General features: G+C 53.8%; 10 protein-coding genes. 2 read left to right on the top strand and 8 right to left on the bottom strand.

Annotation, left to right across the window (positions count from 1 at the left end):
• Nucleotides 1-117: 117 nt before the first annotated feature.
• Genes KO216_RS01670 through rsmI form a run of 4 tightly spaced genes read right to left on the bottom strand, consistent with a single transcriptional unit; the run spans nucleotide 118 to nucleotide 7,035 of the window.
• On the bottom strand, nucleotides 118-2,751 hold the full coding sequence (locus tag KO216_RS01670) for an ATP-dependent helicase (RefSeq protein ID WP_215522566.1): 2,634 nt from the start codon (nucleotides 2,749-2,751) through the stop codon (nucleotides 118-120).
• A gap of 19 nt (nucleotides 2,752-2,770) precedes the next feature.
• Complete coding sequence (locus KO216_RS01665) at nucleotides 2,771-4,300, bottom strand: sialidase family protein (RefSeq protein WP_215522564.1); 1,530 nt, start codon at nucleotides 4,298-4,300, stop codon at nucleotides 2,771-2,773.
• 25 nt (nucleotides 4,301-4,325) lie between these two features.
• Entirely contained in the window at nucleotides 4,326-6,128 is a 1,803-nt protein-coding gene (metG, locus tag KO216_RS01660) for a methionine--tRNA ligase (RefSeq protein ID WP_215522562.1), read from the bottom strand.
• A gap of 52 nt (nucleotides 6,129-6,180) precedes the next feature.
• Entirely contained in the window at nucleotides 6,181-7,035 is an 855-nt protein-coding gene (gene rsmI / locus KO216_RS01655; RefSeq protein ID WP_309547327.1) for a 16S rRNA (cytidine(1402)-2'-O)-methyltransferase, read from the bottom strand.
• Between rsmI and KO216_RS01650 the strand changes: the two genes are divergently transcribed.
• Nucleotides 6,998-8,809: a dolichyl-phosphate-mannose--protein mannosyltransferase gene (locus tag KO216_RS01650; RefSeq protein WP_309547326.1), complete on the top strand. Its 1,812-nt coding sequence runs from the start codon at nucleotides 6,998-7,000 to the stop codon at nucleotides 8,807-8,809. The genes rsmI and KO216_RS01650 overlap by 38 nt on opposite strands.
• A 44-nt stretch (nucleotides 8,810-8,853) precedes the next feature.
• Here the strand turns inward: KO216_RS01650 and KO216_RS01645 are convergent, their stop codons facing one another.
• The 4 genes from KO216_RS01645 to KO216_RS01630 all read right to left on the bottom strand — a co-directional run bounded on the left by KO216_RS01645 (nucleotide 8,854) and on the right by KO216_RS01630 (nucleotide 14,813).
• Nucleotides 8,854-9,852: a Ppx/GppA phosphatase family protein gene (locus KO216_RS01645; RefSeq protein ID WP_215522560.1), complete on the bottom strand. Its 999-nt coding sequence runs from the start codon at nucleotides 9,850-9,852 to the stop codon at nucleotides 8,854-8,856.
• An 85-nt stretch (nucleotides 9,853-9,937) separates the two neighbouring features.
• Entirely contained in the window at nucleotides 9,938-10,465 is a 528-nt protein-coding gene (locus KO216_RS01640) for a DUF501 domain-containing protein (protein ID WP_215522559.1), read from the bottom strand.
• Nucleotides 10,462-11,043 (bottom strand): FtsB family cell division protein, encoded by a 582-nt coding sequence (locus KO216_RS01635; RefSeq protein ID WP_309547325.1) that lies wholly within the window; start codon nucleotides 11,041-11,043, stop codon nucleotides 10,462-10,464. Before KO216_RS01635 ends, KO216_RS01640 begins: the two co-directional genes overlap by 4 nt.
• A gap of 113 nt (nucleotides 11,044-11,156) precedes the next feature.
• Entirely contained in the window at nucleotides 11,157-14,813 is a 3,657-nt protein-coding gene (locus KO216_RS01630) for an nSTAND1 domain-containing NTPase (RefSeq protein ID WP_215522557.1), read from the bottom strand.
• Nucleotides 14,814-15,111: 298 nt separating this feature from the next.
• Between KO216_RS01630 and KO216_RS01625 the strand changes: the two genes are divergently transcribed.
• Entirely contained in the window at nucleotides 15,112-15,822 is a 711-nt protein-coding gene (locus KO216_RS01625) for a helix-turn-helix transcriptional regulator (RefSeq protein WP_215522555.1), read from the top strand.
• Nucleotides 15,823-15,889: the final 67 nt, after the last annotated feature.

Here is a 15,889-nt window from a genome sequence, read left to right as displayed (position 1 = left end):
CCCGCCCTGCGGGGACGGGAGAACAAAATATTGGGGGGTTGGGCATTCTTGCCCAACCCCCCAATATTTTTAAGTAGAACTAATCAAGATAATCATTTAGCAGCTAATGCAAGTGCGCTAGATTTTTTCCATCGGTGCTAGACGCAGCAGTAAGCGTTTGGTGACTCCCCCAGCAAATTCCACTTTGGCACTCTGGGAACGACCGCGACCCTCGATCGCAATCACCCTGCCCTCACCAAACTTGTCGTGGCGTACCCGATCCCCGGTTCCTACCCCGGCGGCTTTACCAATGGAAGCATTGGCATCGGTGCGCGCGTTCAGCTCGGTACCCAGACGTTTTACTTTCCCGGTCTCTCGCCGCGACACCTTCCCAGTACCGCCTGCTCCGAAAGCAGGACCCGAGACGTCCTCATCCCGATAGCTGCCAGAGCGGCGCTGTCCGTAGCCCTGGCCGCGGCTGCGATACCCGGAACTGCCAGTGTGCCCGCGGGAACTGCTTCCCCAACTGCCTCCGTAACTCCAAGAGGAAGTATCGGAGGAAAAATCCAACTGCCCACTGTCCTTACTCAATTGCTCAGGCTCATCCAAAAGTTCAGTAGGAACATCTAGCAGGAAGGGTGACAGCGGCTGCCAGCGAGTTTCCCCCCACATCTGTCGGTTATGCGCGGCGGTCAAATATACTTTTTTCTTCGCGCGTGTAATCGCCACATAGGCCAGACGGCGTTCCTCCGCCATTTCCCCAGCCTCACCCAAAGCTCGCGAATGGGGGAAGGTTCCTTCTTCCAGGCCGGTAACAAAAACTACCGGAAACTCTAGCCCTTTAGCCATATGTACGGTCATCAAAGTAACTTGTCCGCGCTGGTCACCTGGAAGTTGATCCGCGTCTGCCACCAGGGCGACCCGCTCTAGGAAATCCACCAAAGTACCTTCTGGTTCATCTTCGCTGAACTGAGAAGCCACGTTATAGAACTCGGAAAGGTTATCCAAGCGCACCCCATCTTGGGGATCTTTAGAGCCCTCCAAAGACTTCAAATATCCCGATTCGGTCAGTACCGTCTGTAAAATATCTTTTAACGGCGCACCCTCGATATAGGCTTGACGTGCGGAAACTAAACAATCCCAGAATTTGGCGATATTGGTACGCGCCCGCGGTGGTAATCCTGGCACCTGCGCGGAATCTGCAGTTGCCTCGCTGATTCCTGAAAGATTGGGGTCGGCGGCGGCGCAAGAGCGTTCCTCCCCTAGCTCTTGTTTCCACACCAACGCAGCCGCCCGCCCTGGAGAAATATCATAGGTGTTGGCTGCGGCCTGCAGCGCCTCTTGCGACTTGTTTCCCAGAGAACGTTTGGGAGTATTTATCACTCGGGTGAAAGACACGGTGTCATCGGGATTAACCACCAACTGCAGATAGGCAATCGCGTCTTTGATTTCCTTGCGCTCATAGAACTTGGTGCCGCCGATAATCCGGTAGGGAATCCCCGCATGTGTCAAAGTTTCTTCCAAGAGACGCGAATGGGCGTTTATCCGGTAAAAAACCGCAATATCGCCATAGGTGTATCCCCCGGCTACTAGCTTGTTTATTTCTTCCACTACCGCTAACGCCTCGTCGCGGTCAGCCGAAGATACCCGCAGCCCCACTTTCTCGCCCTCGCCAGAATCAGTCCATAACCTTTTCTTATGCCGACTCTGGTTATGCGAAATCACTGCGTTAGCGGCCGCGAGAATATTTCCACTGGAACGATAGTTCTGCTCTAGGTAAATAGTGCGCGCCCCGGGAAAATCTTTCTCGAACTCTTCAATATTGCGCACAGTGGCACCGCGGAAAGCATAGATAGACTGGTCAGAGTCTCCAACTACCGTAAGTTCCGCCGGAGTGACCGATTCCCCCGATACTTGCTCCGGGTGATTAACTGCCGCGCCTGCGACTCCCGACAGCAGTTTTACCAGCACATACTGGGCATGGTTGGTATCTTGATACTCGTCTACCAGAACGTGGCGGAAACGGTGGCAGAAACTGGCTTGCACCAGGGGGTTGTTGCGGAACAGCTGCACCGTGCGCATAATCAAGTCATCAAAATCCAGGGCGTTGGCGGCGATTAGGCGGCGTTGGTAAATCGGGTAAACCTTGGCCAGTACTTCCTCATCCGGACCCGGCCCTGCAGAACTGACAAAAGTATCGGGATCAATCAGGGAATTTTTTAAATCCGAGATCCGATTTTGGATTTTCTTCGCGGCAAAGCGCTTAGGGTCAAGCTGGGCTTCTTTGAGAATCATCGACACCAAACGAGTGGCGTCGTTCTGGTCATAAATAGTGAAAGAGGATTTTAGATTGGCAGCCTCGGCATAGCGACGCAAGATCCGCACGCAGGCAGAGTGAAAAGTTGAGACCAGCATTTGCCCAGCTTGTGCCCCTACTAGGGCGCTGACTCGTTCCCGCATTTCCGCGGCAGCTTTATTGGTAAAAGTAATCGCCAGGATTTCTTGAGGACGTGCCCTCCCGGTGGCCAATAAATAGGCAATCCGGCGGGTGAGGACGCGGGTCTTACCGGATCCCGCGCCAGCCATTACCAGCAGCGGGCTACCTTGATGTTCGACTGCTTGTCGTTGCGGGTCATTTAACCCGGAAACTATCTCTTCAGGGTTTGTGGGCGCATCTGCATAGGTGGGGTCAGGAGAGGTAAAAACTCCCCCGGGAAGCATGGTTTGGGGCGCAGGGGTATCGCCAGCAAAAAGAGCGTTAAAATCGATCATTAAACCTGGTTATCGAAGATTATTTTCTAGAAAGCAGACCGGCACGACGCAAGACTTGGTTCTGTTCCGCCTCGGTTGCGTTCCAGCCGACCGCTAGATATTTCAAAGACAAAGAATCAATGCAGAACACTGCCACTGAAATACCGGAATCCGTTTCATAGGCCACGCATACAATCCGTATATCTTCCAAAGACACCACGTCAAGGGAATTCACCGGATGGGAGGTGAACGGTACGATTCCTAAGAGCTCAGAGGCGAAATCGAACATGGAGCGCACAGTTCCTTGCCCATTTTGATCGCGTGCCACCGCCAGCATCACCCGAGACTGTTCAGTATGCTCAGGTGCGGAATAAAAAGCGCGTTCGACCGCTACTGGTAAGGCTTTCCCGAAAGCTTTCTTTTCTAAGGATCGGGTGAAACTGCGTCCCCCGTCAGCGGAGGCATAGGCGTTAAAAGTTAGCCCCTCGTCGGTTTCCTCAACGCAGCCCAAAACCAGTTCACCGTTGGTGAGCTCGGTGATAGTGGCTTGCAGTACCCTTTCACCTGTGAGTTTACCTGCCCACCAGGAGATACCCTGGTCGTCGGAACAAACCGCTACTGCGCCGCGCCGGCCTTCTTTGTCGGTAGCTACCGCCACGTAGGCCAGCCGACCGGTCCAAATTCCGTGACGCATCTGCACCCCGTGTCCATGGGCGGTGCGCCGTGACACCCAGTTCTGGTCCCCGTCTACTAGGCTGGTCAAATCCCGGTAACCCCAAGAGTCGCCCTCATCATCGGTGAAAGCCACCGCGATCCGATTCTTGGAGTCATCGCCAGCGGTACGGGTAGTGACTGCGATGAACACCCGGCCAGTCACCTGGGAAATAATAATCTGTGGGGAGGTAAAACATTCGCCAGAATCAGTGTAGGTTTCCGGGTCAAAGAGGACGCGCGGTTCTTCCCAGCTGATGCCGTGGTCGCTGCTGCGGGTGTACCACACTTGGCAACGCCCCTGGGGAGTGCGTTTTTCGAAAGCTAAAATCAGTTTGCGTCCCGGGGTGCGGTCAATGGCGGGTGAAGCATAGATCTCATTGCCACTAGCTGCACAAATATCAGCAGTTTTCACCCCGTGTACCGGAAGTTTCCGGTCGGGCTCCACCACCGGTTCAGCTGGAGGTTGAGAGCTTTCATCTTCGGAAGCGGAGTCATCTTTCCCGGGTTCTTGCTGAGCAGATTCAGGACTTTGGACTGCTGGCGGAGCAGTCTGCATCTGCTCTTTATTGCTAGCTTCGCTATCTTTAACCTTTTCTTCTACCTCTGAAGCTGTTTTTTCTTCCGGCGGATTAGGCGCGGGAGAAGCGGCAGGCTTTTCTTCGCTTGGCGAGTCCTCGACCGCGCCGCCTTCTAAAATCACCACCCCGGAGGATTCGTAAACTTTACGTTCACCCTCGGTTTTGTCTGCTTCTTTATCAGCGCTTTCCAATGCTAAAGGCAGGCGGGAGTCGCGCTCGTCATCACGAGCTGAAGACCCCCGAAAGAGTCTTTTCAAGCGTTGCCAAAACCCAGCCACGTACCTTCTCCTTTATGCCTCAGCTCTATGCGAGCCTGGCTAATTCCTCTTCTATAATCTCAGAATCTAGCTTAATAAACACGGGTTTAGGTTTAGAAACCGATCTTCCGATTTCAATTTCGTGCCTTCCCCACCGCGGAACCTGGGTGTAATCACCCGTGATGATGGGATAGGTGAAATCTGAACCATCTTCTCTAGTTTGGTCTAAATCGGTAACTTCTTCAATACGAGGCATAGGGGCAATCTCCCCCGCTCCCCCGAACACACGGTCAACCGCATTCGACGAAGACGGTAAGAAAGGCGAAAACATTAGATTCAGATCCGCGATTACCTGCGCTAACACCCACAAAATAGTGTGGAGACGCTCCTGGGTTTCCGGAGTTTTCAACTTGAAAGGCTCGGTAGTAGCCACATATTGATTAGCGAGTGACACCAGGTGCATAACCTGCTGCAGCGCCGCCTTTTGCCGATGAGTTTCAATCAGTTCCCCAACTTCAGCAAAACCTACTTCTACCTGGTCTAATAGCTGTTGGTCTTCGGGGTGTAACTGCCCTGGCTGAGGAATGGAACCGACCCGCTTATGAATCATGGAGGCCACCCGGTTTACCAGGTTCCCCCAGGCGGCTACCAGTTCATCATTAGTACGGCGTACAAACTCTGCCCAGGTGAAATCGGCATCTTGATTTTCGGGGCCAGCTGCGGAAATAAAATAGCGCAAGGCGTCGGCCTGGTAGCGCGAAAGCATATCCCGTACATAAATCACCACGGATTTAGAGGTAGAGAACTTCTTACCTTCCATGGTTAGGAATTCCGAAGAAACCACTTCGGTGGGCAGGTTGAGCCGCCCCATGTCTCCGGGCTCACCACCCTTGTCGCCCTCACCGTTATAGCCAAGCAACTCGGCCGGCCAAACCTGGGAGTGGAAAACGATATTGTCCTTGCCCATAAAGTAGTAGGAACGAGCCTGAGGATCATTCCACCATTCCCGCCAGCGTTCCGGCTGGCCGATACGCCGCGCCCATTCGATACTGGCAGATAGGTATCCCACTACTGCGTCGAACCACACGTAGAGGCGTTTGCTTGGTTGATCTTCCCACCCGGGAACCGGAATCCCCCAGTCAATATCGCGGGTCATAGCGCGGGGTTTGATTTCCGCCAAAATGTTCTTGGAAAAACGGATCACATTGGGCCGCCAAGTTCCAGAGGCCTCACGTTCATCTAGCCACTTGGCTAAGGCATCGGCAAGAGCCGGCAAATCTAGGAAATAGTGAGAGGTTTCCTCAAATTTAGGGGTTTCGCCATTGATCTTCGAAACCGGGTCAATCAAATCAATGGGGTCTAGCTGCTTGCCGCAGTTGTCACATTGATCCCCGCGTGCGCCGCTGGCTCCGCACAGCGGACAGGTACCTTCGATATAGCGGTCAGGTAGCGCCCGGCCGCTAGAGGGGCTAATCGCGGCCATTGCCCGCTTTTCAATCAGGTATCCGTTCTCGCGCACCTGCGCAAACATGGCTTTAGTGACCGCAATGTGATTGCCGGTGGTGGTCCGGGTGAACAGGTCGTAGGACAGTCCCAGGTTCACCAAATCTTCGACGATGAGCCGGTTATTGCGATCAGCGAGTTCTTGGGGAGAGATCCCCTCTGCTTCGGCCTGCACCAAAATCGGGGTGCCGTGCTCATCGGTTCCCGAAACCATCAGCACCTCGTAGCCTGCCATCCGCATATAGCGGCTGAAAACATCGGAGGGGACGCCAAAACCGGCTACGTGCCCAATATGGCGCGGGCCGTTGGCGTAGGGCCAAGCAACAGCAGATAGAACATGAGTCATACCTTTATCCTAATGCCCCGCTGCCGGGAGCAAAATATACCTAAAGACCCGGTTATTTTCGCTCAGCGAGTATCCGGTTATAAAGCGTCTTGGCGCTAAGTCCATTTTTGGCTGCCACCACTTTGGCGGCATCCTTTAGTCTTTCCCCGCTTTCCACCCGGCTGAGGACGAGCTTTACCGCTTCCGATTCCTCCAGGGGAGCCTGCGGCGAGGCTCCGGCAACTACAATCACGATTTCTCCGCGTACGTCTTTAGCTTTTTCTTTAAGCTCACCGAGGGTTCCCCGCCACACTTCCTCGTGCATCTTGGTGAGTTCCCGGCAGACCGCAGCAGGGCGAGAAGGCCCAAAAACCTGGGCGAGTGCCCCCAAGCTGGCTGCTAGACGGCGGGGAGATTCCAAGAAAATCATGGTGCGCTCCTCGCCGGAAAGCTCCTCTAGACGCCGCATGAGGGCCGCTTGTTTGCGGGGCAAGAATCCTTCAAAGCAGAAACGATCTGTAGGAAGTCCGGAGAGGGCGAGGGCGAGCAAGGGCGCCGAGGGGCCGGGCAGGACTGTCAGCGGGATCCCCCGTTTAATCGCTGCCTGCACAATCACATACCCCGGGTCAGAGACCGTGGGCATACCCGCGTCAGATACCAGCAGAACTCGCTGACCGTCCGCCGCGCAAGAAACTATTTGTTCGGCTTTATCGGCCTCGTTATGTTCGTGACACGAAACTAAAGGGGCACGCCTACCTACCCCGAGGCGTTCGCGCAGCAACCCGGTGCGGCGGGTATCTTCAGCTGCAATCAAATCTGCCTGTTCGAAGGCGCTAACTAGGCGGGGGGTAGCATCAGCAAGATTACCAATCGGGGTAGCTGCTAAAGCGATGGTGCCGGTATCCCAGGAAAACTGTTCCACTCTCACAATTATGCCCTATCCGGTTAATATCGAGTATATGCAAGCAATGCCTGGACGTCCCGCTCCGCCCCCGCCGGCAGCGGCACGGCAAACTTTGACGAAAGGCGATAGGCGGAAAACTACACGCCGTCGCCCCCGTCCGCACGCGCCTCTGTGGACCTCCGTTACCCCGCTATCTCGTCTCTACCTGCATGGATGGCGCGGGCAGCGGGAAAGGGAGGCAATCGAAAACCGCCGCGCCTGGATAGTTACCGTTATCGTCTGCGTGATTGCGGCGATCGCCCGCCTGGTACGACTGGGAGCTACCCGCAAGCTAATTTTCGATGAAACCTACTATGTGAAGGATGCCTATTCCCTGTGGCGTTTTGGTTACGAAACTAACTGGCCTAAGAGTGCCGACTCTAAGTTCGCGGTGGGTGATTTTGCGCTAGCTTCCGCGGATCCCGCATTCGTAGTGCATCCTCCCCTGGGTAAATGGATCATCGGCCTGGGAATGAAGATTTTTGGCTGGTCAAACCCCTTCGGTTGGCGGATCGCTACCGCGATTTGCGGGATTATCTTGGTCTACCTGACTTGCCGCCTGGCCTGGGCGCTATTTAACTCGTGGATCCTGACTGGGATTGCCGGCATGTTTATCGCCACCGATGGCGTGGCGATTTCTCTTTCTCGAGTGGGACTGCTGGACGGAATTTTAGCTGCGTTTTGCCTGGCGGGGGTACTTTGTATAGTTTATGACCAGCTGCAGGTGCGCCAGACGCTGGCTCGCCGGCTACTGGGAGCAGAGCTGGGTAATGACCTGGCGGGGGTGCGCTGGTGGCTGGTCGCGGCCGGGATTTGGCTAGGTTGTGCTTGCGCAGTGAAATGGTCTGGGCTTTATCTGCTAGCAGTATGCGGGATTTTTGTGTTCTTGCGGGATCTGACCCTGAGGCTTTCGGCGCTGCGGATATCTCCGCGCTCCCTCAGCAAGCAATATCCCGGGGTAAAAGGCCAGGGCCGCGCCTGGCTGGGAGCAATTGTGCGGGGAGGACTGCCGGCATTTGCGCAACTGGTGTTGGTGGCCTTCGGGGTGTATTTGCTGAACTGGTGGAACTGGTTTACCCACCCGCGCGCCTGGGGTCACGGAAAAACCGCCACCGCCGCCGGGCATACCTCCTGGCTGGACCCAATTTCTGATTACGTCACCTATATGAGTGAGGTAATGAAGTTCCATACCGGGGTAACCAGTAAACATCCTTATCAGTCTTACCCTTGGCAATGGCTGATCAATCAGCGTCCCACCTCGATGCTTTTTGAAAAACCGCATGGTGATAACGGAGATTTCACGGTAGAAGCCATGTCTTCGTTGGGTAACCCGATGCTGTGGTGGGTGGGGGTAATCGCCCTGGCAGTGATTATTTACTGTACTCTTATCCGCCGTGACTGGCGTGCAGGAATAATCTTGCTCGGCTACCTAGGGCTCTGGGCTCCCTGGATGCTTTACTGGTACCGCACCATTTTCATGTTCTATATGGTGGTGTTAACCCCTTTCCTGGCCATAGCGGTTACCTATCTAATCGGGCTTTTACTGGGGCTGCTGCTCCCCCTCCCTGAGCCGTTGCTAGCTCGCCGAGATCAGCTGGTTCCCCCACCGCAACGCACTCCCGATATCGCGGTTTCGATGGGGATTGCCCTGGTAATTGTGATTTTACTAGTCGCGATTTTCTTCTATCCGGTTGTGAGCGGAATGCCGATTCCCTATTCTCACTGGGGTTGGCGGATGTGGTTTAGTTCCTGGATTTAGGATGCTTCTCGTCTTCTATTAGGGAGGCGAGGAGGAAAACGTAGCTAGGGCAGAAGCGAGAGGGCAATACCGTCTAAAATATCGGTTTCGGAAGTCAAAATTTCTTTTAAGCCGCTGCCATCCAATTCTATTTCCCCATTGACACGTTCAATAATCCGCGACCACACTAGCGCGCCCGCTCCGATAACATCTGCCCGCCCGGTGGGCATATAGCCCAGGGCAGCGCGCACGGATACCGGCTGATTCATCATCCAGTTACAAGAACGCAGCATTTGCGCGGGCGTAATCCGCGAACCGTGAATTTTTTCGGGCTGGTACTCCTCTAAACCGAGGGCGTGAGCGGTAATAGTAGTGACCGTTCCGGCCACTCCAATCAAGGTACGTGCCCGATCTAACCCCAGTTTCTTATCGGCCTCATCAATCAGTCCATCAATCGCAAAAGAGGCTTTTATCAGGGCTTTAGCGATGCCGGGGGTCTGGCGGGGATCCAGGGAGCCATCCCCTTCCTTTGCCGCCAAAATCACCGGAGCCAAGTAGCGCTCAAAAATCCGCACCGACCCCATATTGGTGGAAATGGTGTCTATTACCCTCCCGCGCTGCCCGAGAACAAACTCGGTAGATCCTCCGCCGATATCGACTACCAACACCGGTTCATCCTCGTCTTTAAAGGAGGAAGTGGCGCCCTTAAAAGATAGGGTGGCTTCTTCCTCTCCCGAAATCACTTCCGGGGTTACCCCCAGGCGTTCCTTAATACCGGTGAAAAAGTCTTCGCGATTCTTAGCATCCCGGCTAGCCGAAGTGGCAACGAAACGGATTTTATCCACCCCATATTCCGCGATGATCTGCGCATATTCTTCGGCCGCCGCAAAGCAGCGCTCCAGGGCAGCGGGGGCAAATTCCCCTGTTTTATCGATGCCTTCTCCCAGGCGCACTATCCGCATCTGCCGGGTTAGTACCTCTAAGGGCGCGTCCGGGGCTTCTCGGCGCGCAATGATTAAACGAATGGAGTTGGTGCCACAATCAATACCTGCAACTAATGCCATACCCCTATATTTCCACGGAATCAGGATTGGCAACTAATAGGAGGCGTATATATCTAAACGGGAAGGGTTCCAGGAAAGTGCAGCCTTATTCGCATTGGCAGTGTTCGCTGTTCCATAGTCCGCTGGCCGCTAGGTCGGCTAATACCAAATCACCGATGGGATTAACTCCTTTACCGGCTGCAAGCGCGTGCCCGACCAGGGCGTGCAGGCATTTAACCCGCTCTGGCATTCCGCCAGCGCTTACTCCCGCAATTTCGGGAACTTCGCCCATCCCTACCTTCTGCCCTACGCGCTGGCGAGCTGCAATATACTCCAAGTGTGCGCGCCGATACCCTGCCGCTAAATCCTCATCTTCAGATAGTAACTGCTGGTAATCAACCATTTTACCGGAGGCTTCCAGGCCGGAGAGGACGCGTACCAAAGAAGGGAGGGTTAAATAAAAAGTGGTGGGAAAAGGAGATCCGTCTTCTAGGCGCGGCGCGGTAGTTACTACCGCTGGAGCGCCACATACGCAGCGCGCGGCTACTCTCACCACTCCTCGCGGAACCCTCCCTAGCTGTAAAGACAGGGTTTGAAGATCAGCATCTGTAACCTGGTTAGGTTGTAAACTCACTTTTTGTTTTCCTCTTCGCTTTGCGCAGTGGCTCCCGGTGCTGGTTTTGGGCGGCTTTGCGCGGACGCATCTTTACCTTGCCCGCGTTGACCAGCCATTTTCACCGAATGGGTAACCTCTAAATACCAGGGGCGCTCCGGAAGTTTTTCTAGGCGGGCCTCCCGGCGAGCCTGATAATCTTTGCCGGGATCAACCAGCGCATACCGGGTTTCCCCGGGTTTGACGTAACCTAGCCGTTCCCGTGCCTGCTGGGTTAAATAGTCCGAATCATTCCATAGCTCTAATTGGCGACGCAGTTCTCGATTCTCCTGCTGCGCCGCAACCAGTTGCCCGTGTACCTTATTGCGTTGCTCTATCTGGCTTACCAGGTCAAATAGGGGCGCCCCTACTAATAGCAAAAAGATGGAAGCCACCACCAGAATGGTACCTACGGTTACCGAAAACCGCGATCCTAGCTTTACTCGCCGGTTAGCTGCCTTGGCCACCGGGGAGCGTCCTCGATTACGCCGCGCACTGCGCACCAAAGGCGATACCGACCGGAAAGCAGACCCTTGCTTCCGGGTGTTCTCTCTTTGCACACTTTTTGGCGGTTGCGGCGACTTCACGGCTTCATTATTCCATTGATATCAGTGATTGGCAGTCAGGCATTCTGAGGGCAGCCGCTATTCGCTGTTTACTGCCGGAAAACTAGTTACTTATTCTTGCAAGCAGAAACCGGCTGCACCCCGGGGGCTACCGCATCCCACTCTTGCTTTCTGATTGGTTCGCCGATAGTTTTACAAACCTGTTTGCGCGCTTCCAAAATCGAATGCGGATATACGGTTGCCACTCCTTTATCCCCGCCAATCAGGTAACCCGCTGGCGTGTCCGCGATAGCATAAGGAATCTGGTCGATTTGCACAGATAGATAGGGGTTGGGGTTTAGCGGCTCCAGAGACCACACCCACAGTTTCTTATCTGACGAAATCCCGAACAGGTATTTGTCGCTCAAAGTAACATCCAGTTCATTGACCGAGGCTTGCAATCCCCGCAACTGGGCAACCAGACGTGGCTTCTTCGGGTTCTTCACATCATTAATAGTGATCCTGCCGCCGGTTTCTCCCACATATAGATATTTTCGTTTAGCGTCATAGTGCAGCGCAGAAGCCAAAGATTCAGTTTTTATAGTCCCCACCCGTTTAGGGTGGGCATCCAAGGTATATATCGCCACCGAAGCATCCTCAGCGGCGGTCGCCATCAGTCCCCGATTCCCTAAAATCCGCATTATGTAATGCTGCCCCGGTAGTTCCCCATACTGTTTCCAGCCCTTGCCATCCCAGTTGAGCAGATAAACACCCAGTTCATCAGCCTTGGCTACCGCCGCGGTTTTATGGTCACTAGAGAGGCGAATTTCCCCCAGAAACTCGTCCCCAATCTTGGAAACAATCGGGCTACCTGCACCCTTTTGACCTAGCGGCCAGGTGATTAGCTCCCCGCTTTGGGTCCCGGTAACCAGGAACTCTCCATCTTCGGCAATTTCGGTGCGCGTGGCAGACTTAAATTTCGCCGGCATCACCGGGTCTTTCATCCGGTGCAAACCATCTTTTTCAGTCTTCAACAACGCGGGAGTTTTTAGGCGCCGGGAAACAAACACCCAGTTCTTGCGATCAGTGTGGGAATCAATCAGATACCCGTCCTCATTAACTAAAGGAAGCACAGATTGCGGCCAATGCCGCAGCTGCCCGTCGACACTTCCGGTAATAATTCGGTTTCCGACCTTGGTGGCGGCAGTGATAATTTCACGACCCGGCAGCGAAGTCAGTTTGCGTCCCGCGCGATCCCAAATAGTAGTGGTGGTATCCGAGCAGCCCACAATGATCTGATCCTGGTCATACTCCAGGGTGTTTACGAAGGAAAAGAAGCCGCCAAGGCTGGAGAGTGCAGCATTGTCGCCACGCGCCTGCCAGCGACGAACCTCCCTGCTGGTCAGCGCCGCCCCTAGCTCCTGACCATCGGGAGAAAACTTCACATCTAACGCAGAGCCTTCTCCCAAATCAAGTAGCTTTTTATTATTTCCACTAAGGTCGGAAAGATAGAGTTTCCCCGGCTGCCCTCCATAAGCTACCTGGCTTTGATCAGGGGAAATAGCTAAAGCAGTCACCGCCGTGGGGGTATCTAGCTGGAAGGAGGAGGCCGCGCGAGGTTTATCGATCTGATCCAGCTCCCACAGACTCGCCTTCCCATTCAGGAACCCAAACCCCAAATACCGATCGGTTAAAGCTACCGAATAGGCCACGTCATTTGCCCCATATTCGCCAATCCGGCGGGGCTTAGCAGTCACATCCCACAGAGAAGCGGTCTTTTGTCCCCCGACCGCCAAAAGGATTCTACCGGCATTTTTACGTACCGCCAGGGTAAAAAGCTGACCGGAACTGGGCGAGAAGGTTTCCGGCTTTTCTTTGATGTTGCCTCCTCGCCACAGGCTCACTACCCCTTTAGAGTCAGCACGGGCAATCACTTTGCCATCACTGGTGCCGGCCACCCGTACCGTTCCGCCCTCACCCAGGATCCGTTCGGGAATCGGAACCGAGGTAGTTTCAATCAGCGCTGAACGTGCCTCGCGGGTGTTAGCGATATTCAACCCGGCCAAGGCAAACTGCGCCGCCAAGTTGGTGTCCGAGTTACGCACTTCCCGCGAAATCAACGCCATCTGCCGCGATTCTGCATCCTTTTTGGAGGCAGTTGCCTGCTTTTGATAGTGATATGCCTGAAAGAAACCGGCAATCGTTGCTACCAGCAGCACCCCCGCTACCGTCGCAATCAAGGTCACTACCCGATTCCGATGGCGCAAATCTGCGATTCGCTTTTGTTGTTCTTCTTCCTGGCGGTTGGCCTCCCGGGCACATGCTGCTAAAAACTCCTCTTCCTGCTTGGTGAAAGCCACCTGCCGCGTTATTTTGCGGTTTTCCCACGCATAAAATAGGGAGGGGCGCAAGGCCTCTACGGAGTTCCCCGATTCCGCCCACAGCTGGGCGGCAATCTGAATCTGGCGAACCAAGCCCAAATCAATCCGGGATTCTTCAATCCACCCTTTTAAAGTTCTCCAGCTAGAAAGCAAGGTATCGTGGCTGATCTGAGTGTTATTTCCATCGATTACCACCAGGCGTTCGCGGCTGAGACTTTCCAGTAGTTCCAGATACTCTTCAGGAACATCGCTAAGAGCTATTACTCGCCGCGTAACCCGATGTTCGCCCACTTCCACCAGCGAAAGCAGCAGAGAACGTAATTTTTCGCGCTCAGAGGCCGAGAGTTTTTGGTAAAACTGGTCGGCTAGTTTTTCCAGGCTACCCGCCAATCCGCCTACTTTCAGGTAATCACTAACGGTCAAAAGCGAGTTATTGGTGGACTTCCAAACCATCAACAGCAAGTTAGACAGCTGCGGAAGTACGCTGGCGTCCTCGGCAGTAGATTCCTGGATTTGAGAAAGCAGCAGCTCTTTAAGTTCAGGAGTGATCTTTCGCCCCGCATCCAGGGCGGGACGGGAAATAATTTCCCCATATTCAACGACGCTGGGAGCCGTGACGATCAGCGGACTGGAAAGAGCTCGGGAAAAGCGTACATCCTGCAATAATGCATCCAGGGCATCTGAACGCACCCCCAAAACTACTACCCGGGTTTCTGCCAGTTCATAGAGGGCATCCAGCGCGGTAGTAACTTTATCCGGGTTTGCAATCAGAAAGTCTTCAAGTTGATCGATTATCAGCAAGGATTTTGCCCACTGAGTTTTATCGGCAGGCGCTAATAGCTGCGGAAGCTGTTTAATCACTTCTCCCGCCGACAGAGTCCGGGGTTGGTAGTGGCTGAGCCGCCCAGATGGTTGACAGGATTTACCTACTAAACCGGCTGAAAGCAGAGAAGTTTTTCCCGCACCGGAAGCGCCGAGCACTATTACCAGTTTTGTACGTTTGCCTTGAGCGGTGGTGATCGCGTTTTCCAGTTCCCCCAGCAGCTGTTCACGCCCGTAAAATACGCTTTCAGTCTGTGCGCTATAAGGCAGTAACCCCTGGTAGGGACAGCCGATCCATCCCTGTTTAGAGCGGGAAAGTGTATCTAGAGTGCGCTGCCAGAAAGATTCATTGTCCTCGGGGGTTAATAATCCCAGCTCGTCCAGCAGCTGCAAGAATTTCTCGCGTAGGGCGAGGGTGGGCAGATGCGCACCCTGTAGCCACCCCTGCAGGGTGCTAGGTGCGAGATCAAGACGTTTAGCGAGGTCACGGATAGAGTAGCCCTTTTCACCCGCCGACACTTTCGTCTGACGGGCCTGATTTAAAACAGCTGCCAATTCTTGAGAGGAATATATTTCTAACATCGTGACACTCGTGAGGATTTAATCTGATTATTTTTATTCTAATCGTTACCCTTCCTCATATAAGGCGGTTTCCATAGGCACTAAGTCCTGCTTTTTCTAGGTTTACAATAAGGTTCGGTCAGAGTCGGTTGTGTGCGAACCTAAGGGTAAATAAACCACTTAAATCGCTTCTACCTGCCCGTACATTGTCTAAGTATTAAGTCTGAATTCACCGGAAATTAGACGTGATTTTCTCTAATCTGATATTCAACTCCTCCCTTATATAAAGGGTGTCTAATTTTTAAGACAGGAGAGGAAGATGCTTAAATCTGTAGCGGTATTGGACGAACAACCCGCAATCGGCCTCGGGATTCGCGAGGTGATTTTAGAGGACACCGCCATGACCTTTTTGGGAAGTTTCAACACTATAAATGGTTTTTTACAGAGTTTTCCGGAAGAGAAAGCGGATGAAAACTCCTCGATTGCGGTCATCCTAGCCGGTAATTTAGCTGACGACTCCCAACTTCTGGACAACCTAGACAGGCTATGTGCCTTAGGTTTTACGGTTCTGCCCTACCTGCAATCAGAGGAAACCGCCTTGGTACCCGCAGTCACCAAGCGCCCCTGCTGCAATAAAACAGTTTTCAAATGTGAGCCGCTAGCACACTTGCTTACTGCGCTCTGTCAACCCCACGGAGAAAAGAACCGGGGGCAAAGCAACAAGGCCGATGAAAATTCAGAGTCCCCCCAACCTAACTGTTTACTGCTTAGCCCTAATGAACTGCGAGTATTAGAACTCTACGGTTTTCGGGGACTGCCAGCGAAAACGGTTGCCCGCCAGCTAGGGCTCACCACCAACACGGTGAACACCTATGTACAGCGCATTAGGCGCGCCTATGCGGCTCAAGGCAGACCCGCTTCCTCCCGCCTAGATCTCTATCACCGCTTTAAGGAGGATTTCCCCGAGTATTCCGAAAATGAGGAGCCCCAAGAGTTATCTGATAGCCAAGCTGACGCCGACAGCGAATAGTTTGAACGGATAAAAGGGGTGGGGGCGAAACTTAGTTTCGCCCCCACCCATTTTTTTATTAAGTTAT

Source organism: Varibaculum prostatecancerukia, from assembly GCF_943169825.2.
Taxonomy (GTDB): domain Bacteria; phylum Actinomycetota; class Actinomycetes; order Actinomycetales; family Actinomycetaceae; genus Varibaculum; species Varibaculum prostatecancerukia.
Note: the sequence above shows the minus strand (reverse complement) of the source record. Positions and strands in the feature narration are given on the sequence as shown.

What these genes read in the sequence shown, in the direction of transcription:
- KO216_RS01630 (WP_215522557.1), bottom strand. Translation starts at nt 14,813, where the DNA reads ATGTTAGAAATATATTCCTCTCAAGAATTGGCAGCTGTTTTAAATCAG.
- KO216_RS01650 (WP_309547326.1), top strand. Translation starts at nt 6,998, where the DNA reads ATGGTGCCGGTATCCCAGGAAAACTGTTCCACTCTCACAATTATGCCC.
- KO216_RS01670 (WP_215522566.1), bottom strand. Translation starts at nt 2,751, where the DNA reads ATGATCGATTTTAACGCTCTTTTTGCTGGCGATACCCCTGCGCCCCAA.
- KO216_RS01625 (WP_215522555.1), top strand. Translation starts at nt 15,112, where the DNA reads ATGCTTAAATCTGTAGCGGTATTGGACGAACAACCCGCAATCGGCCTC.
- metG (WP_215522562.1), bottom strand. Translation starts at nt 6,128, where the DNA reads ATGACTCATGTTCTATCTGCTGTTGCTTGGCCCTACGCCAACGGCCCG.
- KO216_RS01645 (WP_215522560.1), bottom strand. Translation starts at nt 9,852, where the DNA reads ATGGCATTAGTTGCAGGTATTGATTGTGGCACCAACTCCATTCGTTTA.